This window comes from Planktotalea frisia (genome assembly GCF_001890925.1).
GTDB lineage: Bacteria > Pseudomonadota > Alphaproteobacteria > Rhodobacterales > Rhodobacteraceae > Planktotalea > Planktotalea frisia.
In genome coordinates this window covers 1-24791 of the sequence record NZ_MLCB01000169.1, presented here as the reverse complement: position 1 = coordinate 24791, position 24791 = coordinate 1, and the positions used below count along the sequence as shown (strand labels likewise).

23 protein-coding genes are annotated in these 24791 nt (G+C 54.3%); 18 read left to right on the top strand and 5 right to left on the bottom strand.

All coding sequences use genetic code 11. The features are described from left to right. The first annotated feature begins 84 nt into the window (after positions 1 to 84). Complete coding sequence (locus tag PFRI_RS15185; RefSeq protein ID WP_072631549.1) at positions 85 to 1824, top strand: type I secretion system permease/ATPase; 1740 nt, start codon at positions 85 to 87, stop codon at positions 1822 to 1824. After that, positions 1814 to 3151 carry an HlyD family type I secretion periplasmic adaptor subunit gene (locus PFRI_RS15180; RefSeq protein WP_072631548.1) on the top strand — a complete coding sequence of 446 codons (1338 nt, stop codon included), beginning with the start codon at positions 1814 to 1816 and terminating at the stop codon, positions 3149 to 3151. The genes PFRI_RS15185 and PFRI_RS15180 overlap by 11 nt, the downstream gene beginning before the upstream one ends. Here PFRI_RS15180 and PFRI_RS15175 read toward each other — a convergent pair. Next, entirely contained in the window at positions 3148 to 4806 is a 1659-nt protein-coding gene (locus PFRI_RS15175) for a sulfatase-like hydrolase/transferase (protein ID WP_072631547.1), read from the bottom strand. The two genes, PFRI_RS15180 and PFRI_RS15175, sit on opposite strands and share 4 nt — an antisense overlap. Positions 4807 to 5119: 313 nt before the next feature. Here PFRI_RS15175 and PFRI_RS15170 point away from each other — a divergent pair, with 313 nt between their 5' ends. From PFRI_RS15170 to PFRI_RS15150, 5 genes are all read left to right on the top strand, one after another. Then, positions 5120 to 6058, top strand: a complete 939-nt coding sequence (locus tag PFRI_RS15170) for a substrate-binding domain-containing protein (protein WP_072631546.1) — start codon at positions 5120 to 5122, stop codon at positions 6056 to 6058. A 90-nt stretch (positions 6059 to 6148) separates the two neighbouring features. Next, positions 6149 to 7222 carry an ABC transporter permease gene (locus PFRI_RS15165; RefSeq protein ID WP_072631550.1) on the top strand — a complete coding sequence of 358 codons (1074 nt, stop codon included), beginning with the start codon at positions 6149 to 6151 and terminating at the stop codon, positions 7220 to 7222. A gap of 11 nt (positions 7223 to 7233) precedes the next feature. Further along, positions 7234 to 8013 carry an ATP-binding cassette domain-containing protein gene (locus tag PFRI_RS15160; protein ID WP_072631545.1) on the top strand — a complete coding sequence of 260 codons (780 nt, stop codon included), beginning with the start codon at positions 7234 to 7236 and terminating at the stop codon, positions 8011 to 8013. Next, positions 8010 to 8210, top strand: coding sequence for a hypothetical protein (locus PFRI_RS15155; RefSeq protein ID WP_072631544.1), 201 nt, complete (start codon positions 8010 to 8012; stop codon positions 8208 to 8210). The genes PFRI_RS15160 and PFRI_RS15155 overlap by 4 nt, the downstream gene beginning before the upstream one ends. Before the next feature lie 4 nt (positions 8211 to 8214). Beyond that, complete coding sequence (locus PFRI_RS15150) at positions 8215 to 9210, top strand: LacI family DNA-binding transcriptional regulator (protein ID WP_072631543.1); 996 nt, start codon at positions 8215 to 8217, stop codon at positions 9208 to 9210. A 21-nt stretch (positions 9211 to 9231) separates the two neighbouring features. Here PFRI_RS15150 and PFRI_RS15145 read toward each other — a convergent pair whose 3' ends face one another. From PFRI_RS15145 to PFRI_RS15135, 3 genes are read right to left on the bottom strand one after another with little or no spacing between them, the layout of a single operon-like run. Then, positions 9232 to 10386 carry a Gfo/Idh/MocA family protein gene (locus PFRI_RS15145; RefSeq protein ID WP_072631542.1) on the bottom strand — a complete coding sequence of 385 codons (1155 nt, stop codon included), beginning with the start codon at positions 10384 to 10386 and terminating at the stop codon, positions 9232 to 9234. Beyond that, positions 10387 to 11283: a TIM barrel protein gene (locus tag PFRI_RS15140; protein WP_072631541.1), complete on the bottom strand. Its 897-nt coding sequence runs from the start codon at positions 11281 to 11283 to the stop codon at positions 10387 to 10389. A gap of 13 nt (positions 11284 to 11296) precedes the next feature. Next, a complete protein-coding gene (locus tag PFRI_RS15135; RefSeq protein WP_072631540.1) occupies positions 11297 to 12400 on the bottom strand; it encodes a Gfo/Idh/MocA family protein in 1104 nt (367 codons plus the stop codon). Between the two features lie 118 nt (positions 12401 to 12518). On the opposite strand from PFRI_RS15135, the gene iolD reads away from it, so the two are divergent. The 11 genes from iolD (at position 12519) to PFRI_RS15080 (ending at position 24143) form a co-directional block, all read left to right on the top strand. Then, positions 12519 to 14387, top strand: coding sequence for a 3D-(3,5/4)-trihydroxycyclohexane-1,2-dione acylhydrolase (decyclizing) (gene iolD, locus PFRI_RS15130; protein WP_072631539.1), 1869 nt, complete (start codon positions 12519 to 12521; stop codon positions 14385 to 14387). Positions 14388 to 14389: 2 nt separating this feature from the next. Then, positions 14390 to 15370 carry a 5-dehydro-2-deoxygluconokinase gene (gene iolC / locus PFRI_RS15125; RefSeq protein WP_072631538.1) on the top strand — a complete coding sequence of 327 codons (981 nt, stop codon included), beginning with the start codon at positions 14390 to 14392 and terminating at the stop codon, positions 15368 to 15370. A 12-nt stretch (positions 15371 to 15382) separates the two neighbouring features. Continuing rightward, positions 15383 to 16225 carry a 5-deoxy-glucuronate isomerase gene (locus tag PFRI_RS15120; RefSeq protein ID WP_072631537.1) on the top strand — a complete coding sequence of 281 codons (843 nt, stop codon included), beginning with the start codon at positions 15383 to 15385 and terminating at the stop codon, positions 16223 to 16225. Then, positions 16222 to 17049, top strand: coding sequence for a class II fructose-bisphosphate aldolase (locus tag PFRI_RS15115; protein ID WP_072631536.1), 828 nt, complete (start codon positions 16222 to 16224; stop codon positions 17047 to 17049). The genes PFRI_RS15120 and PFRI_RS15115 overlap by 4 nt, the downstream gene beginning before the upstream one ends. A 3-nt stretch (positions 17050 to 17052) precedes the next feature. Continuing rightward, on the top strand, positions 17053 to 18042 hold the full coding sequence (gene iolG, locus PFRI_RS15110) for an inositol 2-dehydrogenase (RefSeq protein WP_072631535.1): 990 nt from the start codon (positions 17053 to 17055) through the stop codon (positions 18040 to 18042). Between the two features lie 22 nt (positions 18043 to 18064). After that, a complete protein-coding gene (locus PFRI_RS15105) occupies positions 18065 to 19306 on the top strand; it encodes an NAD(P)/FAD-dependent oxidoreductase (protein WP_072631534.1) in 1242 nt (413 codons plus the stop codon). A gap of 25 nt (positions 19307 to 19331) precedes the next feature. Further along, a complete protein-coding gene (locus PFRI_RS15100) occupies positions 19332 to 20318 on the top strand; it encodes a TRAP transporter substrate-binding protein (RefSeq protein ID WP_072631533.1) in 987 nt (328 codons plus the stop codon). A gap of 65 nt (positions 20319 to 20383) precedes the next feature. Beyond that, entirely contained in the window at positions 20384 to 21076 is a 693-nt protein-coding gene (locus PFRI_RS15095; protein WP_072631532.1) for a TRAP transporter small permease, read from the top strand. Further along, entirely contained in the window at positions 21073 to 22374 is a 1302-nt protein-coding gene (locus PFRI_RS15090) for a TRAP transporter large permease (protein ID WP_072631531.1), read from the top strand. Before PFRI_RS15095 ends, PFRI_RS15090 begins: the two co-directional genes overlap by 4 nt. Then, a complete protein-coding gene (locus PFRI_RS15085) occupies positions 22375 to 23061 on the top strand; it encodes an aspartate/glutamate racemase family protein (RefSeq protein WP_072631530.1) in 687 nt (228 codons plus the stop codon). A 119-nt stretch (positions 23062 to 23180) separates the two neighbouring features. Then, the gene (locus PFRI_RS15080) at positions 23181 to 24143 is read left to right on the top strand and encodes an HlyD family secretion protein (protein ID WP_072631529.1); all 963 of its coding nucleotides are present in this window, start codon (positions 23181 to 23183) and stop codon (positions 24141 to 24143) included. A gap of 18 nt (positions 24144 to 24161) precedes the next feature. Here the strand turns inward: PFRI_RS15080 and PFRI_RS15075 are convergent, their stop codons facing one another. Next, positions 24162 to 24722 (bottom strand): class II aldolase/adducin family protein, encoded by a 561-nt coding sequence (locus tag PFRI_RS15075; RefSeq protein ID WP_084649721.1) that lies wholly within the window; start codon positions 24720 to 24722, stop codon positions 24162 to 24164. Positions 24723 to 24791 lie beyond the last annotated feature (69 nt).

The following is a 24791-nucleotide window of genomic DNA, read 5'->3' as shown; positions in this document are numbered from 1 at the left end:
TCAGACAATTTCCGCGTCATAACCCATGAAAAAATTCGGGTTTTGGGGTAGCAGCGGTATATAATAAATATAAGGCATTTTTACATGGCAAAGCCGAGGATCTCAGGCAAAGCGGAACTGAGGCGCGCAAGACGGGCGGGCTTTAGCCTGCTTGGATCAACATTCATCTTTTCGATCTTTGTTAACCTGTTGATGCTAACTGGACCACTGTTCATGTTGCAGGTCTATGACCGTGTCTTGGGGTCACGCTCTGAAGAGACGCTGATCGCACTTTTTGCTTTGGTTGCAGCGCTTTACCTGTTCATGGGGTTCTTGGATTATGCGCGCGGCCGCTTGCTTGCGCGGTTTGCAGTGCGGTTTCGAGAGAAACTTGACGGGCGTGTTTTCGACGCGAGTTTGCGTCATTCGTTGATGCCGGAATCGCTTGGAAAGCCAGCGGCTGGTTTGCGCCAACTTGAGGCGGTGCAGTCGTTTTTCATCTCACCTGTGATGACAGCGCTGTTTGATATCCCTTGGACGCCTTTGTTTATTGCGGCGATTTTCATCTTTCATCCGCTGCTTGGTTGGATGGCGGTTGCGGGTGGTGGCACGTTAATCTTAGTCGCTGTGCTCAATAGCCTTTTGACAAACCGTAAGGTTTTGAAAGCGCAACAGATGTCGCAGATGGCGCATAATTTCTCTGATCAGGCCCGCAATTCGAGCGAAATTGTGCGTTCGCAAGGTATGAGCCGTTCGATGCAAACGCGCTGGCAAGGCATGCAAAACGAAGCGCTTGGCGCAAGTGTTGGCGCAAGCGATTGGACGGGCAGCTTTACCGCGATGACCAAGTCATTCCGTTTGTTTTTGCAATCGGCCATGCTGGCGCTTGGCGCATATTTGACGTTGCAGGGTGAGTTGACGGCGGGGGCGATGATTGCGGGTTCAATTTTGCTGGGCCGCGCTTTGGCACCGATTGAGCAATCCGTGGGTCAATGGGCGCTTATTCAGCGCGCGATTGAAGGTTGGCGTGGTGTTGGACAGCTTTTGCAACTGGTTCCAGAGGACGATGAAACGACAAAACTGCCAAATCCACCTGCGCATATTTCGTTCCAAGGTGTTGGTGTGTTGGCACCGGGAACGCGCACGCCAATTTTGCAAGGGATCAGTTTTGTCATTGAGCCGGGGCAGGTTGTCGGAGTGATTGGCAACAGTGGTATGGGCAAATCGACGCTGGCCAAGGCCATGGTTGGTTTGCTGCCAGCGATCAGCGGTGAAATTCGTTTGGGTGGGGCGACGCTGGATCAATATGATCCGGATCAGCTTGGCTCACTTATCGGCTATTTGCCGCAAAATGTGACGTTGTTCAGTGGAACTGTGGCTGAAAATATTGCGCGGATGTCGGTCAATGTGGATGAAGAGAAAGTCTTTGAAGCTGCCAAACGCGCCAATGCGCATGAGATGATTTTGAAGCTTCCCGAAGGGTATAAGACGGTTATTCATGCAAACGATAACCAGCTGTCGGGTGGGCAAAAACAGCGTCTTGCGCTTGCTCGTGCGTTGTATCAGAACCCTGTCATACTGGTTTTGGATGAACCAAATTCAGCACTGGATTCGGTTGGCACCGAAGCGTTGAACCGTACCGTGCGCGAGTTCAAAAGCTCTGATCGATCGGTCGTGATTATGACCCATCGCCCGCAAGCGATATCTGAGTGTGATCGATTGATTGTCATGGACAGCGGGCGGATCAAAGCGAATGGCCCTCGTGACGAAGTTCTGAAAGCTATGCTGAAAAATGCAGGGCAAGTGCAGCGCGAAATTGCGCCGGAGAAGCCAAATGAAACTTGATCCAAACCCAGCGCAACCGTCGAAACCTGCGAAGTCAAAGCTGGCGAAAGCCGGTAAGCCTTTGTTCATCGGATATTTATCGCTTGCGATCTTGGTGGGTGTCATTGGTGTTTGGAGTGTGAAAGCACGGATTGCAGGGGCGGTGATCGCGTCGGGAATGATCCAAGTCGAGAACAATCGCCAGATCGTGCAACACCCGCAGGGCGGTGTCGTTGGTGAGTTGATTGTGCGCGACGGCGATCGGGTTGCCGCGGGGGATGTGGTGCTGCGTTTGGATGATGCTTTGTTGCGTTCAGAGCTTGCGATTATCACGGCGCAACTGAATGAAACCCGCGCGCGCAAGGGGCGCTTGAGCGCCGAGCGCGACGATGCCCAAGAGCTCACGTTTGATCCTGAATTGCTGGCAGACGCGGAGCGTGATCCGAGTGTGAAGGCGCTGATGGAGGGCCAAGCGCGATTGTTTGAGACGCGTCGCGTAGCGTTGGCACAAGTGAGCGAACAGCTAGAAAATCAAATCGTTCAAACAGGTGATCAGATAGAAGGCGCGCGCGCGCAGCTTGTCGCCACGCAAGGGCAGGCCGAATTGATCTTGTCAGAGCTGGCGGATGCGCAAACCTTGCTTGATAAAGGCTTGGCGCAAGCGTCGCGCGTATCTGCACTGCGTCGTGAGGATTCGCGTCTTCAAGGTGAAATAGGGCAATACACATCGCTGATTGCGCAGCTAAAAGGTGATATCGCTCGGATCAATATCGAAATTTTGCAGCTTAGTACCCAGCGTCGGGAAGAAGCGATAAGTGGTTTGCGTGATTTGCAATTCCAAGAGAATGAGTTGGTCGAGCGCGCGCTCTCAGCGCGTGAAACGCTTTCGAAAATGGAAGTGCGCTCGCCTGTATCGGGGGTGATTTATGGCAACACGGTTTTCGCGTTGCAGTCAGTCATCTCGCCCGCCGCGCCGATTATGTATGTGATCCCGCAGGATCAAGCGTTGGTCGTCTCTGCGAGGGTTGAAGCGATTCATATCGACCAAGTGCACGAAGGCCAAAGCGCTGCGCTTAGATTTGTGGCGTTCGATCAGCGCACAACGCCGGAAATCTTTGGGCGCGTCGTCCGTTTGTCGGCGGATGTGTTCACCGATGAGGTGACAGGCATGTCGTTCTATGAGGCGGAATTATTGCCTGACGACGATGAGTTGTCCAAGTTGGAAGGTCAGCAATTGGTGCCGGGCATGCCCGTAGAGGCCTTCATCAAAACGCAGGAACGATCTCCGCTGAGCTATTTGATGAAGCCATTGATGGACTATTTCAACAAGGCGTTCCGAGAGGCTTAACGCTCGCCTGTGTAGTCGGCTTTCGCCTTGCCTGTGTAGAATTGTGTAAGGTCTTCAGGGACTTCAGTGCCGTCCGCAAGGAATGGTAGAATTCCACGGCGCAAGGAACGGCCCCGCATCGCGATGATATCATCCTCGGATTTGGTGACACGTTGGGACATACGGCGCGCCCAGGTGAACAGATGCGCATAGAGGCGGTCGATCTCGACGTCGATTTCGGGCGTTCGTGTGCTGTCTTTGGCAAGGTCAATGAATTCTTCTGGATCGCTTTGCAGATCGAACAGCATTGGGCGCAAGCCACCCTCCGCGTGCATGAGTTTGTAGCGGCCATCAAAAACCATAAAGAGGCGCGCATCACGCGGAGCGAGGCCAAGTTTCACCGCTTGCGGTGTTGCAGAGTAGTCATATTCGCTGATCGCAACATCGCGCCATTTGACAGTTTCGCCGTGCATAAGCGGTGTGAGGGAACGCCCTTCTAGGATGTGATCAGCGATCTTCCCACCTGCGAAATCAACGAAGGTCGGTGCGAGATCGATAGATTCAACCAGTGCATCACTGGTCGTGCCACGCGTCGCATCCGCGCCTGCGCGGGGGTCATAGATAATCATCGGCACCTTGACGGACTGCTCGTGAAAGAGGTCCTTTTCGCCAAGCCAGTGATCGCCCAGATAGTCGCCGTGATCAGAAGTGAGCACGATCATCGTGTCTTTGAGCGTGTCGGTTTGCTCTAGGTGCTCAAGGATGCGGCCAAGCTGATCATCGCATTGTTTGATTAGGCCCATGTAGGCTGGGATCACCTTTTTACGGACCTCGTCGCGTTGAAAGGCGGTGGCGATTTTGTTTTCCATGTAGGCACCGAAAACGGGCTGCGGATCCTCGCGTTCAACCGTGTCGCGGGTTGGGGCAGGGACGTGGTTTTCGCCGTACATGTTGTGGTAGGGGGCGGGGACGATGTAGGGCCAGTGGGGCTTGATGTAGCTGACATGCGCGCACCACGGGCCTGTCTTTTCTTTCATGAATTCAATTGCTTTGGTGGTAAGCCAAGGGGTTTCGCTGTCCTCTTCGCGCACGTTTGCGGCTTTGTCTGCGTTCTTGAAAATCCAGCCGGAGGCCATGTCGCCCTCGTCATCAATGCCTGCGTTTGCGAAGGTGGCCCATGGGTTTTCGGTCGGGTAGCCTTTGCCCTTGAGATATTCGTTATAAGGCGAGCGTTTTTCGTCGTAAAAGCCGTCAGGACCTTGGCCCCAAAGACCATCGTCGCGGATCCAAGTGTCAAAGCCGCATTCCGCTTGGCGTGCGCCGATAATGCTGTCGGGCGAGAGGCCGAGCCGTTCCATGCCCTCAGAATCGGCTTTCATGTGGGTTTTGCCGATGAGCCAGCAATCCATGCCAGCGCGGCGCAGGTGGTCGCCCATTGTGTGCTCTCCCACGCGCAGCGGAAATCCGTTCCAATGCGCGCCGTGGCTCGAAGCGTAGCGGCCTGTGTAGTAGCACATGCGCGAACCGCCGCAGACTGGGGATTGCACGTAGGCGTTGGTGAAGCGCATGCCCATCGCGGCGACACGATCGAAATTCGGAGTGTGTAGATGGGGGTGGCCTGCGCAGCTCAGGTAATCGAAACGCAGCTGATCATACATAATAAAAAGAATGTTCATGGGGTCTCGTCCTATGCGTGAGAGTTTTGATTCGAAGCTCACTATGTCGCCAAAAGGGGCGAAACTAAATCAAAATCCTGCGGCCTCTCTGGAGAGAAATGGATTAATGCAACCGGTTGCAAAAAAATCTAATCGGGGTAGAGTAAAGTGAGAATCACGAATTCTGCTGCTCTGTCATTTCTTTTTGAGCGGTACGTTTGTTCGCCCTTAGAGCGCCGCCTAAGTGCAGCGCAAAGAGGGACAACATCAAAGCTTCGCAAGAGGCCCCGGTATTATTCATAAGTGCGCCGGGCACATTTCTGGGAGGAAACCAATGAAGAAGATTCTTATCACGACTGGCCTTGTTGCCATGATGGGCACGACTGCAATGTCGCAAGAGATCGGCGCGACATTCTCGCGTTTTGATGACAACTGGCTGACAGTTCTGCGCAACGGCATGGTTGAGCACGCAGCGACAATCGACGGGCTGTCCTATCAGCAGGAAGACGCGGCAGACGATCTTGCCAAGCAGATCGACCAAGTGAAGAACTTTGTGGCTTCCGGCGTTGACGCGATCATTGTGAACATCGTTGACACATCTGCAGGTGCAGCTGTTTCCGCAGCGGCTGGCGACACGCCACTGGTTTATGTGAACCGTGAGCCTGACAACGTTAACGAATTGCCAGCGACACAAGCGTTTGTGGCATCTAACGAAATCGAGTCCGGCACATTGTCCGCGTTCGAAATTTGCAAAAACCTACGCGCAGACGGCAAAGGTGCCGGCGCGCGTGGCTATTTGATGAACGGTCAGCTCTCCAACCAAGCGGCTGTGCAGCGTTCCAAGGACGTGCATGACGTGATCGGCATGGACATGTGTAACTTCATGACCATCATCGACGAGCAGACAGCGAACTGGTCGCGCGACGAAGCGCAAGACTTGATGACAAACTGGATGTCTTCCGGTGAGCCATTTGACTTCGTTCTTGCAAACAACGACGAAATGGCAATCGGCGCGATCCAAGCGATGAAAGCGGCTGGCATGGATATGGCTGACGTTCAGGTTGGCGGTGTTGACGCATCCCAAGACGCGCTTTTGTCCATGGCAGCGGGCGACTATGACGTTACTGTTTTCCAGGACTCCGTTGGTCAGGGCACAGGCTCAATCGATGCGGCACTGCGTTTGATCGCGGGCGAGAAAGTGGACCAGAAAGTCTATATCCCATTCAAGCTGGTAACCCCTGCAAACATGGGTGACTTCCTCGACAAGAACTAAGTCGATTTGAACGAAATGGGGCGGCGCTATTGTGCCGCCTCTATTTTTAAAGAGCGCTAAAAACCGGGCGCTGAATAGGGAATGGCACAGATGACAGACACCAGCCACGGCACTGGCGGACTTACGTTCGACAAAACCAAACGATCTTGGCCCAATGAGCTGAACATCCTTTTCGCGCTGTTCGTTATTATCGCGATCTTCGAGGTGCTGGGCCAAATGTTGCCCTACATGAATGATCAAAGCTTTCTGTTTGACACCAGGGACCGCTTTGACAGCATTTTCAACGAGGCGCGTCTCAAGATTATCATCCTTCAAGTCGCCATCATCGGCATCATTGCTTTGGGCGTGACCCAAGTGATTATCACCGCTGGTATTGACCTCAGTTCCGGCCCACTTGTCGCCGCGACCGCCATGATCGCGATGAGCTTTGGGCAGACAGAATTGGTTAACGGGTTTGCGAACCCAAAAGCGCTGTTTGGGCCTTGGGCCATGGATTTGCCCGTCATTGTACCAGTCGTTGTCGGTTTGGCCTTTGGTGCCTTTATAGGTGCCATCAACGGCACGTTTATCGCCTACATGCGCATTCCGCCGTTTATCGCGACTTTGGGAATGTTTTTGATCTGCCGTGGCATCGCGCTGTGGTGGTCCGGCGGCAACCCGATTTCCTTCCCAACGGATGGTTTCAAATGGATCGGCTCTGGCATGATGCCCGTGGTCTGGTTCTTGTCGCTTGCGGTCGTGTTCCACGTGATCATGCGCTACACTGTTTATGGCAAACACACCTACGCAATCGGCTCCAACGAAGAAGCCGCGCGGATGTCTGGCATCAATGTGAAGCGCCACAAGGTGACGGTCTACGTGATTGCCTCGATGCTGGCTGCTTTCGCGGGTGTCGTCCTTGCGGCCAAAAGTGAAACCGCGCAGGCTGGCATGGGCGAGTTCTACGAGCTGTTTGCGATTGCCATGGCCGTGATCGGCGGCATTAGTTTGCAAGGTGGACGCGGTTCCATCATCGGCACCGTGCTGGGCGCGATGGTTTTGGGGGTTATTCGCTCTGGTTTCACCTACATCAAGCTGGACGGTTCTTATCAGCTAATGGCCATGGGCAGCATCATCATTGCCGCTATTCTGTTCGACCAATACAGACAACGAAATCGGGCTTAGGAGACAATACCATGAGCGATATTATTCTAAAGACCGAAAACCTGACCAAGCACTACGGCGGCGTACATGCGCTGGTTGATGCCAACTTCGAGATGAAGAAGGGCGAACACGTTGCCATCATGGGCGATAACGGTGCGGGTAAATCGACGTTCGTGCGCCAGATCACAGGGGTTGAGCAACGCACCAGCGGCAAGGTTTGGCTCTATGGCGACGAGGTGAACTTTGCCGGACCGCTTGATGCGCGTGAAGCTGGCATTGAAACCGTGTTCCAAACGCTTGCGCTGGCGGATGATCTGGACGTGCCGGACAATTTGTTCTTGGGCCGTGAGAAGACAAAGTTCGATTGGCTGGGCCCGTTTCGCTTCTTGGATTACAAAGCGATGCGGCAGGCCACGATGGAAGGTCTAGAGCGCACGGGCGTCAAGATCCCCAACATTCGCAACACAATCCAGAACATGTCCGGCGGTCAACGCCAATGTGTGGCCATCGCGCGCACTGCGACATTCGCGAGCAGGCTGACCATCATGGACGAGCCGACAGCGGCGCTGGGTGTGCAGGAAACCGCGCAGGTGGAAAACATCATTCGCACGCTGAAAAAGGCGGGCGAGCCGTTGATTTTGGTCAGCCACAACATGCGTCAGGTGTTTGATTTGGTCGACCGTATTGTCGTGTTTCGTCGTGGTCGGATCTGCGCAAATCTCGACATCAAAAACGGCGATCATACGGGCGAAGATGTGGTGTCCTATATCACGGGCGCGAAGACAGGTGCGGAGTTCGAAGACGCGCTGTGAGCAAATTTCTGGACCTTGAAAACCCGTTTTATGCGCCTTTGTGGATCCGCATTTTAGTGACGTCTGTGTTGATTTTGTGGGGCTTCTTTGAGGTCTCTCAAGGGGCCTATGCATGGGCAGTCATTTTTATCGGGCTGGGTCTGATCTGCGGTTGGCGCTTTGCGACGATCGACTATAGTGCCAAAGGCGACGACTAGGGCGATGGCGGTCACCCTCAAAGATGTGGCCGAATTGGCGGAGGTGTCGCGCTCTGCGGTGTCGCGCACCTTTACCAAAGGCGCATCTGTATCGGAGAAGACCCGGCAAAAGGTGATGAAAGCCGCCGATCAGTTAGGCTATAGCCCCAACGCGCTGGCGTCGTCGCTGACAACGGGGCGCACGAAGATGATTGGGCTGATCTCGAACAACTTTCACAACCCTGTTTTCCTTGAAGTTTTTGATAGGTTCACGCGCGGTTTGCACGAGCGCGATTTGCGTCCATTGTTGGTTAATTTAACGGATGAGACCGATCCAGAGGCGTCTATCCGCATGTTGCGGCAGTACTCTGTTGATGGCGTGATTGTCGCGTCTTCAACATTGCCGCCAGCGTTTGCCAAGTCGTTTCGCGACGCGGGAATTCCTGTTGTGCATTCGTTCGGGCGCCACACAGAGAGCCCTGATGTGGATGTGCTGGGGATCGACAATATCGAAGCGGGGCGCATGGCCGCGCGTACGCTTATAGAGCATGGCTATACGGATGTCGGCTTCTTGGGCGGGCCGCCAGAGGCAACCTCGACCCTTGATCGCGAGAAGGGGTTTTTGCTGGAGTGCGCGGCGCACAAAGGCGTGTCAGCGCGTGTGAGTTTCGCGGATGCCTATTCGTTTGAAGCGGGGCGGGCAGAGATGTTAGCGCTGTTGAATACACCGCTTGCAGAGGCGTATTTCTGCGGAGATGATGTGCTTTCTATCGGAGCGATCTCGGCGTTGGAAACCGCTGGGCTGCGTGTGCCTGAGGATGTGGGTATCATCGGATTGAACGACATTGATATGGCAAAGTGGGAGAACATTAATCTCACCACAATTCACAATCCGTTCTCAAAGATTATTGCAGCGTCGATTGAGCAGGTGACGGCCTTGGTCGAGGATCAGAGCATCACGCCGAAAGCGCATTTGTTCGAGTGTTCTGTGATTGAGCGTGGAACGTTGAAAGCGCGCTAGGTTTCCCCAGCGCGCCGTGTTTTATTGAAACATCGGTGGGCGGGCATCGAGCCAAGCGCCATCCTGTTTGCCGCTTTCAGCCACAGCCACAACCGCAGCCATAGAACGCAGGCCATCCTCTGCACGCGGATAAAGGTTGGCGGCGGGGTCCATTTCGCGACCCTCTTTGCGCGCGCTGATTGCCTCGGCGAGATCCTTGTAGATGTTCGCAAACGCGAGCGGCATGCCTTCGGCGTGACCGATGGTGACGCGGGTTGTGCGATCGGCCTCGGGGGATAGGTTGGCTTCCCCGCGCTCGATTACTTGTAAGCGACCACCAAGCGGCATGTAATACAGTTGGTTGGGCTGCTCTTGCGACCAGCGCAGACCACCCGTTTCACCGAAGACTTGAATGCCAAGGCCATGCTGACGCCCAATAGCGATGGAGGACGTCCAGAGGCGCCCAACAGTGCCGCCATCCATGCGGAAATTGACCATTGCGTCGTCTTCAAGCACGCGCATTTCAAGGCAGGACACAGTGTCGGCGGAAAGTTTGGTGACTTCCTGACCCGTCACGAAGGATGCCATATGCATCGCGTGAATACCGCAATCCGCGAACTGTGCGGAGACACCCGCCTGCGCCGGATCATAACGCCAGCGCACGCGCGGGTTATCCGCATCAGCCGCGTCTGCGTGATGGCCGTGGGCGAATTCGGCATTCACCAAGCGCACTTTGCCAATGTCACCGCGCGCGATCATCGCTTTCATGTGACGCACGAGGGAATAGCCTGTGTAGCCGTAGTTCACCGCGCAGATTTTGCCGGATTTCTCGGCCACGCGCACGATCTCTTCGCCCTCAGCGACGGTCATCGTCATCGGCTTTTCGCACAGCACATGGAAACCCGCCTCTAGAAAGGCTTTGGTGATCTCGAAATGCGTAGAGTTGGGTGTGGCGACAGTGACCAGATCGATGCGGTCCTCACGTGCGGATTCGCCTGCGAGCATGTCCTGCCAAGAACCATAAGCGCGGTTCCCTAGGCCGAGGCGTTGACCGTACTCAATGCCCTCAGCGGCGCGGTGATCTAATGCGCCTGCGGTGAACTCAAAAAGCCCATCAAGGCCAGACCCTAAGCGGTGTGCTGGACCGATTTGGCTACCTTCGCCGCCGCCGATCATGCCCCATTTTAGTTTTGTCATTTATGCGCCCTCAAAGCCGATGGATTGCAGATATGTGCGGTTCAGTTTTGCGTCATCTATGGGCGATGTATCACCCTCAGGATCACAATCTTGCTCGACTGTGCACCAGCCCTCGAAACCGTTGTCGAGCAGGACCTGACGCACGGCTGTGAAGTCTACGTCGCCGTCGCCCAAGTTGCAGAAAATGCCATCGCCGCAAGCGGTGTAGAAATCGGTGCGGTTAGCAACGACCTTTGCTTTCACCTTAGGATCAATGTCTTTGAAGTGCATGTAACTGATGCGGTCGATGTGTTTTTTCATGAACGCAACTGGATCAAAACCCGCGTAGGAGTGGTGACCTGTATCAAAGCAAATTTTAAGGATGCTTTCATCAATCTCGTTTAGAAGACGCTCAAGTTCAGGCTCGAAATCCATAAAGCCAGCGGCGTGGGCATGAATGCCAACGGTCAGGCCATATTCCTCTGCACCCATCTTGGCGATGGTGGCGATACGCTCGCGGTAGGCGGTCCATTCGGCCTTGTCCATTTGCTCTGCCTCATCTGCACGGCCAGCCGTTGGAGCGCGGCGCGGCGAGATAGAATCGATCAGAACCAGATGCTGTGCACCATGCGCTTTGAGCGCTTTGCAGGTCCGCACGGAGCCGTCCATCACATCATCCCACGCGTCCACGTCATGGAAAGAGCGGAAAACAACACCGCCAACAAGCTCTTGATTAAACTCTTCAAGCGCCTCGGAAAGGACCGCAGGGTCTTCGGGCATAAAGCCAACGGGGCCAAGTTCGATACCTGTGAAACCCGCTTCCGCGTTCTCTTGCAGCACTTTGCGCCAGCTTGGATTGCGCGGATCATCCGCAAATTCGACGCCCCATGAGCAAGGTGCATTTCCGATTTTGATCATGTCTTTCAGTCCTCTAGTAATCAGCGACATTGACCCAAGCGCGTTTCTCGCTTGAATCAATGGCTGCTTTGACGATGCGGTTCACTTCCATGCCTTCAGCGAAAGTGGGCCAGATGTTTTGCTTGGTTTCGATGGCGGTCAGGAAATCTTTCGCCTCGATAATGATTTGATCCTGGTAGCCTGTGCCATGACCGGGGCCTTGGCAAAAGGGCAAATAATCGGGGTGCTCGGGTCCGGTTAAAATTTTGCGGAAACCCTGATTGGCGGCGTCGCCCTCGCGCACATAAATGTGTAGTGCGTTTTGGTCTTCGCCGTCGAAACGGATCATGCCTTTGGAGCCGTGAATTTCGTAGGCGTAGCCCATTTTGCGACCTGTCGCGATTCGGCTTGCGTGGATGTGACCGCTGACGCCGCTCTCGAATTCCATCATGAATTGCGCTTGGTCGTCGTTCGTTACAGTTTCGCCGCCGCGCGTTGCGTGGACTGTTTGCACCACAGCACTCAAGGATTTGACAGGTCCCATCATCGCATGGGCGCAGTTTATGATATGCGGGGACAGATCGCCCATGCAGCCGTTTGCCATGCCTGTGGTGCGCCAAGTGGCGGGGGCGTCTGGGTCGGCGAGGAAATCTTCGGTCATTTCAGCGCGGAAATAGGTGACGTTACCGATTGCGTTATCTGCGAGCAACTTGCGCGCATATTGCGAAGCTGGGGTGCGAATATAGTTAAAACCCACCATGTTTATCGCGCCTGCAGCGTCGGCAGCGGCGAGCATAGCGCGACTGTCTTCAAGCGTTTCGCCAAGTGGTTTTTCGCAAAACACAGGCTTGCCAAGAGCAAAGGCCGCCTCTGCAATCGCGCGGTGGGTGGATTGCGGAGAGGCGATGATGACCGCGTCGACGTCTGGGTCATTGACCAAGACGCTCCAATCCGTGGTGCAGCGGTTGAAGCCGAACTTTGTTTTGTAGCGTTCGGCAGATGTATCCGAGGTCGCACAGACCATTTCCAAAACAGGGCGCAGGTTGGTTTCAAAGATGGTTCCAACACTGGCATATGCGGCCGCATGCGCCTTTCCCATATAGCCGCCACCTACGATTCCAATTTTGATTTGCGTCATTGCGCCGACCCTTCCCAAAAACAGTTTGCAACCGGTTGCAAAATGGGTATCCTTGTTTATATCGGCTGGTCAATAGGATTGTTGAGCAGGCGGTCACTTAGCCATCTGGGAGGGCGCCATGGGGCGAGCGGACGAGACCATCACATTGACGACGGCACAGGCGATTATTCGCTATTTAGCTGCGCAATATATAGAGATTGATGGGGTGAGAACCCGTGTATGCGGCGGTGGTTTTGGCATTTTCGGACATGGCAATGTGACCTGTCTGGGCGAGGCGCTGTACGATCATAAAGATGTGCTGCCGCTCTATCGTGGACAGAACGAACAAGGCATGGGATTCGCAGCCGCTGGTTATGCCAAGGCGCATTTGCGTCGACGGTTCATGTTCTGCACCGCAAGCGCTGGACCCGGTACGGCGAACTTGCTGACGAGCGCGGCTTTGGCCCATGCGAACCGTTTGCCGATGTTGATGCTATGTGGCGATGCGTTTTTGACGCGTCTGCCTGATCCGGTGTTGCAGCAGCTTGAGCACTTCGGGAACCCGACGTTTGGTGTGAACGATGCGTTTAAAGCCGTGTCGCGCTTTTGGGATCGCATCACGCATCCTGCGCAGATCATTCAGTCCTTGCCCGCGGCATTGGCTACGATGTTAGACCCTGCGGATTGTGGGCCTGCGTTCATCGGTTTGCCGCAAGATGTGCAGGGTTGGAGCTATGACTATCCTGTGTCATTCTTTGATGAAAAAGTGCACCGTATTCGTCGCCAAGCTGCGGATGCTGACGAGATCGCAGAGGCCGCAGCGTTGTTGAAAACGGCCAAGCGCCCGATGATTATCGCCGGTGGGGGTGTGCAGTATTCCGATGCAGTAGCGGAGCTGACGTCCTTTGCCGAAGCGCATAATATTCCTGTGGTCGAGACCATCGCAGGCCGTGCGAATATGGTGAATGACCATGCGCTGAACATTGGCCCGATAGGTGTGACTGGATCGGATTGTGCGAATACGATTGCTGAGGAGGCGGATGTTATTCTGGCTGTTGGCACGCGTTTGCAGGATTTCACAACGGGCTCTTGGACCGCATTTGCCAAAGATGCGCGCATCATTGGGTTGAATGTGGGACGTCATGATGCAGCGAAACATATGTCAATGACGGTTGTGGGCGATGCCAAGCCGGCGCTTGTTGAATTGGGCGCGGCGGCGAGTGGATATTCTGCGCCAAGCGACTGGACCAAGCGCTCGCAGAGCGAGCGTGTTAAATGGAATGACTACGTTGCCGAGAATACGCGCGTCGGAAATGGCCCTGCCTCATATGCACAAGCGATTGGTGTTGTGAATGATCTTTGCGATCCGCGCGACCGCGTTGTTGCGGCGGCGGGTGGCTTGCCTGCGGAAGTGACGGCTAACTGGAAAACCCTCGATATTGGCACCGTTGATGTGGAATTCGGTTTTTCCTGCATGGGCTATGAGATCGCGGGCGGCTGGGGCGCGCGCATTGCGCAAGCGCAGATCGAGCCAGATCGCGATACGATCGTGTTCACGGGTGATGGCTCTTACATGCTGATGAATTCAGACATCTATTCGTCCGTTTTGACGGATAAAAAGCTGATCATTTTGGTGCTCGATAACGGTGGTTTTGCGGTGATCAACAAGTTGCAAAACAACACGGGCAACGAGAGCTTCAACAACCTGATCGCAGATACTCCGACCGCGACGCGGCAAGTGAGTGTTGATTTTGAAGCGCATGCCCGCGCGATGGGGGCAGAGGCGGAGACGGTTGAGATGTCTGGCCTTGGCGAAGCGTTTAAACGTGCGAAGGCAAGCGACAAGACATATGTGATCTGCGCGAAAGTTGATCCTTATGACGGCTGGACGACCGAGGGCCACACGTGGTGGGAAGTCGGTACGCCGCATATAACCGAGAACGCCAAGGTGCGTGACGCGCATGTGGATCAAGAATCCACGCGCGCACGTCAACGTAAAGGCGTGTGAACATGGGGCTGATTGAAGGCATAAAAGCCAATAATTTTGTGGTGATTGGTCGCGTCGGAATGGACCTCTATCCAGATCCGCCGGGGGTTGCGATCGAAGACGCTCAGATGCTCGAAGTTGGCATGGGCGGTTCTTCTGCGAATATTGCAGCGGGGATTTGCAAGCTTGGCGGTAAGTCTGCGCTGGTGACGCGCGTGTCGGATGATGCGGTAGGGCGTTACTGTGTGCAGCAGCTTAAGAATTACGGCGTGAACGCGGATCATGTGACGCCTGTGGCAGGGGAATTTCGTAACTCCACCGCGATCTATGAGAGCCGCGTCGAGGATCACCAATCAGTCATTTATCGTAACGGGGCGGCGGATTTCCAGATGGATATCGCAGACGTCGAAGCCGTGGATTACGCAAAATACGGCGCGCTCATCACCGCTGGCACTGTGTTCGCCGCCGAGCCATCGCGCGCAGCGACGTTCCACGCATTTGCACTGGCGAAAAAGGCGGGTGTTCCGATTATTTTCGACGTGGATTATCGCCCTTATTCTTGGCCCTCTACGCAGGTGGCATCGGACGTGTTAAGCCGCGCGGCGGCAGAGTGTGACATGATAGTGGGCAATGATGAAGAGTTCGGATTTATGGCCGGGTCCATCGATAAAGGGCTCGCGAAAGCGCGTGAATTGTCCGAGACCAGCGCGGCAATCGTCGTCTATAAAATGGGACCAGAGGGCGCGATCACTTTTGCCGACGGCGCGGAAATTCGCACTGGAATCTACCCCGTTGAGGCGTTGAAACCAACTGGGGCTGGCGACAGCTTTATGGCTGGTTTCGTCACCTCCATCGCGGATGGACATGATCTGAAAACTGCCATTTTACGCGGATCTGCTTGCGCGTCCGTTACAGTCTCCAAGGCGGGTTGCGCTCCTGCGATGGCTGATACACAAACTCTTGAAACTTTCTTGGCCGAGCATTCCGGCCCAACCGCTGCTTAAAGGAATACGCCCATGCATATCGCGCCATTTGACAACCAGAATAAGCCCATTGTAGATGCGGATGACCCCACGGTGCCGCTGAATTATTTCAACATTGTGAAGCTGAAAAAGGGCGAGGCATTCGAGTATTCCGTGCCGCGTTATGAGACCTGCATCGTGCCTGCGACAGGCTCTGTTGATGTGAATGTCGAAGGCTTCAAAGCGGACGATCTTGGCGGTCGCGTTGAGGACGTTTGGGGCGGTGAGCCTGAGGGCGTTTATGTGCCGACGGCTGCTAAAGCAGAGATAGTATGTACGTCGGATGAGGCGGAAATCTTCGTGGCGGGGGCTTTGTATGACAAGGTTTTAGACGCGTTTGCTGTGCGCTCGGACGAGCTCGATCTGGTACAATACGGATCGGACGACACGAAAACACATCGTAAAATCAAGCACATCCTAGGAACCAAGTATCACGACAAGGTGGGTCGTCTGTTGGTGTCTGAGCTGTTTACTGTGGGCGAGGGCGGCTGGTCTGGTTTTCCATCCCACAAGCATGACACCGACCGTATGCCGCAAGAGACGCGCCATGACGAGACGTATAACTTCCGGTTCAAACCGAACCACGGTTCTGGCGTGCAGATGCTGCAGCGTGAAGATGGCAAGGCGGGGGATGCCTATCACATCGTTGATGGCTCTACGATTTGTATCGACAATGGCTATCACCCTTGCGCGGTTTTGCCGGGCTATCAGATGTATTATTTCACCATTCTGGGTGGTCTTTCGCAGCGCTCATTGGTGCAGTATTTCCAGCCATCGCACGCCTATCAGATTGAAACGATTCCGGGGATCAAAGACATGATCGCTAAGTTCAAATGACATTGGCGACACTTGCGCAAGTCCTGCAACCCGCGCTCAAAGGTGGCTATGCTGTCGGCGGGTTGGTGACGCTGGGCTGGGAAGATATGCGCGCCTTTGTGGCGGCTGCTGAAGCAGAGAACTGTGCTGTGATCTTGCAAGCTGGACCCGGGTGCCGTGCCCATACGCCTTTGCCTGTTTTGGGCAAGATGTTCAGGCACTTAGCCGAAGGTGCGAGCGTGCCAGTCGTGGCTCATCTCGATCACGGGTACACCTATGATGAGTGCTCGGAGGCGCTTGATAGCGGGTTCACATCACTGATGTTTGACGGATCGCGCACGGCGTTGAAGCAGAACATTGCGGACACTTTGAAGATTGCTGAAATGGCGCACAGCGCGGGGATTTCTTGCGAGGGCGAGATTGGCTTTGTCGGCTATTCTAATGGTGAGCAATCCGCAGGGACCGACCCAGAAGAAGCGGCAATTTTCGCGCGCGAGACGGGCGTTGACGGGATGGCGATTTCGGTAGGCAATGTGCATTTGCAAGAGAACAAAGAAGGTGGTTTGGATGAGGCACGTATCGCGGCGATCCAGGCTTTGACAGATGTGCCATTGGTTATTCATGGCGGCTCTGGCGTACCAGTGGAGCAGCGCGCGCGGCTCGCGAAGAGCACGAATATTTGTAAATACAATATCGGCACAGAGCTGCGGATGGCGTTTGGCGCAGCGATGCGCGCAGCAGTGAATTCTGATCCTGATCGCTTTGACCGTGTCACAATTTTGAAAGACACGCATGATCCGATGGTTACTGCGGCGCGCCGTGTTTTGCAGGCTTTGAAAGGGTAAGATATGCTTAACATCGGAATATTAGGTGCAGGGCGCATCGGCCAAGTTCACGGCAAAACGCTCGCACAGATGACCACTGCGCGCGCGGCGGCTGTATCGGATTTCTTGCCTGACGCAGCGAAAGCCCTCGCAGACAAGCTTGGCGCGAAAGCGATGAGCACGGAAGAGATTATCGCAGATAAAAGCATCGACGCGGTGATCATTGGAACGCCAACAACGACGCATTACGACATTATCCATGAAGCGGCCGCAGCGGGCAAAGCGATCTTTTGCGAAAAGCCAGTGGACTTGTCCACGGATCGCATTCGCGAATGCCTTGCGGTGGTTGAAAAGGCCGGTGTGCCCTTTATGACCGCGTTTAACCGACGCTTTGATCCAAACTTTGCGCACTTGCAAAAACAAATCGCAGATCAGGTGATCGGCAATGTTGAAATCGTGACGATCCTGTCGCGCGATCCGGCACCACCCCCCATTGGCTATATCAAAACGTCGGGCGGGATTTTCCGCGATATGATGATCCATGACCTTGATATGGCACGATTCTTATTGGGTGAGGAGCCTGTTGAATTGACGGCGGCTGGTTCGTGTTTGGTTGATCCAGAAATTGGCGAGGCGGGGGATTTTGATACGGCTATCGTCAATCTCAAGACAGCCAGTGGCAAGCTTTGCCAGATCAGCAACTCACGCCGTGCGACTTATGGGTATGACCAGCGCATCGAAGTGCACGGGTCTTTGGGGATGCTGCGTGCGGACAATATGTTGGAGAATACAGTCGAATTATCCAACGGTCTGGGCTTTCGCGTAGCGCCGACACAGCCATTTTTCCTTGAGCGTTATGCAGCCGCATATCGCGCGGAGATGGGGCACTTCGTGGATTGCTTGAACGCGGGTGTTGCAATCACGCCAACGGGCGAAGATGGTTTGAAAGCGCAGGTTTTAGCGGATGCGGCGGATAAATCTGCGCGTGACGGGCAGGCGGTTAAGCTGTCGTAAATATAGCTAAATTGGAGGCTGCATGCACATTGTCGTCGTAGGGGCTGGGATTGTTGGCGTGTCATGCGCCCTTTGGCTGCAACGCAGTGGGCACGAGGTCACTTTGGTAGATCGTGCTGGGCCTGCCAGTGGGACCAGCCATGGCAACGCAGGCGTTCTGGCGGCAGGTGCGGTGATCCCTGTGACGACGCCCGGTTTGTTGGCGCGTGCGCCGCGAATGCTGTTTAGCAAAGACGCGCCTTTGTTCTTGAAATGGGGCTATCTGCCCAAGCTTCTCCCGTTTTTGCGGCGTTACATGTCGTACGCAAATGATGCCCATGTGGATCGTTATGGTGCGGCCATGTCGATGCTTTTGCATGATACTGTTGCGCAGCACCGCGCTTTGGCAGACGGGACGGATGCGGCGCGGTTTATCAGCGATGAAGATTATTGTTTTGGTTATGCCACGCGCGCTGATTTTGAAGCCGACGCCTACGGTTGGGAGAAGCGTCGCAAAGCGGGCTATGCGTTTGAAGTGGTTGAGGGGAAAGAGTACCGCGCCGCGGACCCGAGCTATGGTCCTGCGTTTGAGGTGGTTGTGCGTTGCAAGAACCATGGGCGTATTTCTGATCCGGGTGGCTATGTCACTGCACTCGCAGGGCATTTCGTCGATCAAGGCGGCGTGTTTGATATTCGTGCGGTCGAGGACATTACGTTAGAGAATAGTGAAATAGCAGCTTTGCAGACCAGCAAAGGCGAGATGCGCGCGGACAAGTTTGTTTTTGCGATGGGCCCTTGGTCGAAAAAAATTGCGCATAAGTTAGGTGTGAAAGTCCCGTTCGAGAGCGAGCGCGGCTATCATATCGAATTCATGAATCCGTCCGTGATGCCGAAGAACCCGATGATGGTGGCAAGCGGCAAGTTTGTTTTGACACCCATGGAAGGCCGTTTGCGCGCGGCGGGAGTGATCGAGTTTGGCGGGCTCGAGAATGGTCCAAGCCGTGGTCCGTTCGACTTGCTGAAGCGACAAGTAAAACAAGTTTTGCCGGATCTTGAGTATGATGAAGCGGTTGAATGGATGGGGCATCGCCCTGCGCCTGCGGACAGTCTGCCCTTGATCGGAGCAAATGACGTAAATGGAAAAAGCTATAATGCTTTCGGGCATCAACACGTTGGCTTGACAGGTGGTCCCAAAACGGGTCGGATCATCGCAGATATCATCAATGGTAAAAAGCCAAACGTAGATTTGGCCCCCTTTGATCCTATGAAATACAAGTCGCGCTAAAGCGTTAACCGTCTGGGAGGACACTATGAAAACTTTGACAAAACTAGGAAACGCAGCGGTCGTTGCTTCCTTTGCAGCAGGTGCGGCATTTGCCGACGGGCACGCGCAAAAGTGGGACATGCCAATGGCTTACGCGGCCACGAACTTCCACTCCGAACATGGCGTGATCTTTGCTGACAAGGTGCGCGAGCACACAGGCGGCGCGATCGATATCACGGTCCATGCGGGCGGTTCATTGTTTGGCGGTGGTGACATCAAGCGTGCTATTCAAACGGGCCAAGTGCCAATCGGTGAGCGTTTCATGTCCGCACACGCGAACGAGGCACCGCTTCTCGGATGGGACAATCTACCGTTTATCGCGACCACATATGAAGACAACGCCAAGCTTTGGGCGGCTGCGAAAGACACGGTTAACGCACAACTCGCGGACCTGAATCTCGTGGCGCTTTATACATGCCCATGGCCGGGTCAGGGTTTCTACTTTAACAAAGAAGTGGCGTCCTCAGCAGATACGCAAGGCATCAAGTTCCGCTCATATAACTCTGCGACAGCGACATTTGCGGAAGAATTGGGCATGATCCCTGTGCAGATCGAAGCGGCGGAATTGAGCCAAGCTTTGGCGACGGGCGTTGCGTCCGCGTTCATTTCGTCCGGCTCAACAGGGTATGATCGCAAGGTTTGGGAGCACCTGAGCCACTATTATAAGGTAAACGCATGGCTGCCGCGCAACTACGTGATGGTGAACACGCAAGTGTGGGAAGGTCTTGACGCTGAAGTTCAAGCAGGTGTTCAAAAAGCCGCTGATGAGACCGCGGCGGCCTGTGCTGCAAAGTCAGCAGAGCTTGCGAATTTCTACTTTGATGAGCTGGCCAAGAACGGCATGAGCGTTGAAGATGCGGGTCCTGAGTTCCTTGCGGAGCTTGAAAAAATCGGCGCGAAAATGACGGCTGAGTGGCTGGAGACTGCAGGTGCCGACGGCAAAGCAATCCTTGATGCTTATAACGCGAACTAAACGAACTAGGGCCAGCCTTTTTGAAAAAGGCTGGCCAATTTTTTCCAAAAAATTGAGACGTCCCCATGCGCGATTGGTCGCCTGTGATGGGTCTGCCCCTTTGGGTTTGGCTCTTTGTTCTGCCTAGTGTTCTCGCTGCGATCTGTTTTGTCGCAGGCCCGCGGATTGAGCGTGTGATGCGCCCGATCTGGCGCATTTTGGACGGCGTCTATTTCGCGTCTGGCATGATCGCTGCGTTTTTCATGGTTATGATCCTGAGCTTGATTGTGGCACAAATGGTGGCGCGCTGGACGGGTTATGCGTTGCCCGGGACGACTGAATTTGCGGGCTACGCAATGGCTGCCACATCGTTCTTTGCGCTTTGTCATGCAATGATGCGGGGGGCACATATTCGTGTTTCAATCATCCTTAATTCTACGGCATTCTTGAAAAAATGGCTCGATATCTTCGCGGTTTTCGGAGCGGCTGTGATCGCCACTTATTTTGCCCGTTTTGCTGTTAAAGCGAACTTCTTTTCCGAGATGCTCAATGATCGCACACAGGGTCAAGATCAAATTCCCGAATGGTTGGTGAAACTGTTCCAACTTGATTTTTCAGGCGCATTCGCGGGTAGCGCAGAGCTCGTTTACACGCCCGTTTGGATCCCACAACTTGCGATGTCTATCGGGACGATCCTTTTGGCGATTGCGCTTTGGGACACGCTCACCCGTCTGCTCGTGACAGGCACCAACCCCATTGTGTCGGAGAGCGTCGAATGACCGAAGCTTATGCAACCATCGTTTTTCTCTTCGTTCTGTTTACCCTTTTAGGATCATCAATCTGGATCGGTCTGGCGCTGATGGGCGTGGCTTGGGTCGGAATGGAGATGTTCACTACCCGTCCAGCGGGCGATGCAATGATCACGACGATTTGGACCGGGGCGAGTTCGTGGACATTGACCGCTTTGCCGCTGTTCATCTGGATGGGCGAAATTCTGTATCGAACCCGGTTATCGCAAGACATGTTTCGCGGATTGGCCCCATGGATGCGTTGGTTGCCCGGAGGATTGCTGCACACGAATATCGCGGGATGCACGATTTTTGCAGCTGTGTCCGGCTCTTCGGCAGCGACGCTCACCACGGTTGGCAAAATGTCGATCCCAGAGCTGCGCAAGCGCGGTTATCCTGAATATATGATCATTGGTACATTGGCAGGGGCCGCCACGCTTGGCTTGATGATCCCACCGTCTTTGACGTTGATTGTTTATGGCGTGTCGATAAACGAGAGCATTATCAAGCTGTTCATGGCAGGCATCATTCCGGGTCTCGTGCTCGCGAGCCTGTTTATGACCTACATTATGGCGTGGCATTTCATTCGTCCTGATCAACGTCCGCCGCCCGAACCCAAAATGAGCTTTGGTGAAATGCTCGCAGAAAGCCGGTTCTTGATCCCGGTCTTGTTGTTGGTGTTTTCGGTCATCGGCTCCATGTATTTCGGCTGGGCCACCGCGACAGAAGCAGCTGCGGTGGGTGTTCTCGGTTCGCTTACATTGGCGATTTTCCAGCGCTCTTTGACGGCCTCTGCGTTCTTTGAAAGCCTCATGGGCGCGACGCGGACCTCCGCGATGATTGCTTTGATTTTGATGGGGGCAGCGTTCCTGTCGCTTTCGATGGGCTTTACCGGATTGCCGCGCGCGTTGGCTGCTTGGATCGATGAAATGCAGCTCTCACCGATCACGTTGATCGCAGCTCTTACGGTTTTCTACATCATTCTCGGCATGTTCTTGGACGGGATTTCGTCGGTTGTGTTAACCATGGCCATTGTAGAACCGATGATCCGTCAAGCAGGGATCGATGTGATCTGGTTCGGTATCTTCATTGTGGTTGTCGTGGAAATGGCGCAAGTGACGCCGCCGATTGGCTTTAATCTGTTTGTGTTGCAAGGCATGACGCGGCACGAGATCGGCTACATTTCAAAAACGGCGATACCGATGGTCGGATTGATGCTTTTGATGGTGGTGATTTTGGTCGCGTTTCCTGAATTGGCGACATGGCTGCCAAATAATCTCAGGCAATAGATGGCAGCGTCTCTTACGATCTTACAACTTGATACGAAGTTCGCACGCGTGCCAGGCGATGTGGGGTGTATCGAGACGTATATCGAAGAGGTCGAGATCCTTCGCATTAATGGTGCCACCGTAGACGCGATTGTCAGTGACCGGCCGGAAATTATAGATATTACGCCGTTCGAGAACGCCTTGATAGATGCGCAAGGGAAGGTGGTCGTGACCTCTTGCGGGTTTCTATCGTATTGGCAGGAACATTTGCAGGCGTTGAGCCAGAAACAGCTTGTCAGCTCCTCATTGATCGCTTTGGAACGTTTGAGTCTGCGCTACACGCCTGAGCAGGTAATGATCGTAACATTTGACAAAGCATCCCTAACGCCAGCGCATCTTGGCGCGTATGGCGCGTATGGCGCGTATGACGCGTATTGGGATGCGGTTGTGGGCCTGCCGCAAGATTTGCATTTGCGTGATGTGATTTCGCACAATCGCACGTCGCTGGATGTTGAAAAGGCGGGGCGCGAACTAGCTGAATTTGTTCAGCAAAACTTGCGAGAAACTCACAAGCATATCTTGCTGGAGTGCACAAATTTGCCGCCCTACAAGTCGCGTTTACGCGAGGTTTGTGATTTGCCAATCACTGATATTCTCACTGAGATCGATGCGCGCGCAAAGGGTGTGGTACGACCTGAGTTCCTCTAGTTCGGCGTTTGGCGGGGGTGAGCATTGTAAACGTCTTGCTTTAACGTCCAAATTTGCCCACGCTAACAAGAATTAGACGCGCCATTCAAGTGTGCTGCTATAGCTGGAGGTTTCAGATCGTGATCAATACCAACAAGATTAAAGCGTTTTTGACATGCGCAGCTGTGCTGTGTTTGAGCGCGCAAACTACAACAGCGCAGTCAAGTGATGAAACAGCGGCGTTGGATCCGATCTTGTTCGCAGGAACGGTTGTCGCGCGCGACATCACAGGGATTTCGTTTGAAACCAACGGTTGTATCGTGGCGGTGTCCGAAACTGCGCGCCGAACCGGGAACGCGCAAGCCGGGCAAGTTCTTGTCGAGTTGGATTCCCAAGCCGCTGAACTTGCTTATGAAACCGCAAACGCGCGGGTTGCGGATTTGGAGGCGGCGGTATCAGAACGTCAGCTTGCCATTGATGCAGCTGAAGCCAGTGTGAACCGTCGAACCCAAGAGCAGGCCTTGGTCGCCAAAGAATTCGCGCGCACCGAGCAGATATTCCGACGCGGCTTGGTGAATGAGGCCACGATGGAGGGCGTAGAGAGCCGGATGATGAATACCAACTTTGCAACCGATCAGGCACGCGAAGCTTTGGCGAGTGCCATTTCTGCGAAGGCGCGTGCTGAAATCGCTCTGAAAATCGGTAGTCTAGAGCTGCGCGCGCAAACGGATGCGCTTGAAGACCTTACTTTGCGCGCTCCTTTCGACGGCGTTTTGCTCGATTTTGAACCAAATGTGGGCGATTGCGTCACTGCGCGCGCCTCTGCCACACAGATTTACACACCCTCGAAAAAGTCGGTTGAGATGTATGTGCGCGTCAATCAGCTAGTGGGGCAGACACCGTCAGGCGTGACGATTGGCGCTCCGGTCAAGATCAAACGCTTCAATGGCGATGCGTGCAACGGGACGATTAATTGGATCGGAACCCAAGCAGATGTCGAAAATCAGTTCATTAAATCTTCGATAGAGGTTGATGAAACATGTGCTGGCGATTTGTACCTAAATGAAGCGGTGGAAGTGCAAACACTGCCAAATGCCACGTGACGGTGCTTTGTTTCGGGATCAAGACGCCGCTTGCGCATCAGCCGCTGTGCCGTATTGCGGCAAGTCCGCTGCGGTTTTGCCATGGGCCGCCATCAGAGTATCTCTCACATACGCGATATGCGCGGTCTCTTCGATGATTTCCGCAAGGTACTGTGCTGACATCAGGTCCTTACCGACGCCAATGGTGCCTTGATTGGCAAGGACAGCTGCTTTGACCGAAGGGTCAACAAAGACAGGGCTTATATCGACATCTGTTTGAGGGCCCCCTTCTTTGGACAAAGGGATCAGTGGCATGCGGCCAATCTTTTCAATGGTTTGAACCGTCAGGCATGGGATCTCAATGCCGGCACTTGCATAGCCGGTGGCCCAAGGGCTGTGGCAGTGCACAATCGCATTGATGTCATCGCGGATACGGTAAAGGTCTAGGTGAAACCCAAGATCTTTAGACGGTTTATGATCGGATGGCGCGATGGTGCCGTCCAAATTTACAACCTGCAAATTGTCCCGTGTACATTCGTTAAACCCGACACCAGACGGCTTGATCACGATCGCATCCCTGCTGGCCAAACGCACGGACAGGTTACCGCCCGCATTGCCTTAAATAGCTGGCCATAGACGGCGCGCTTGTTCCAATATGCGATACGGGCG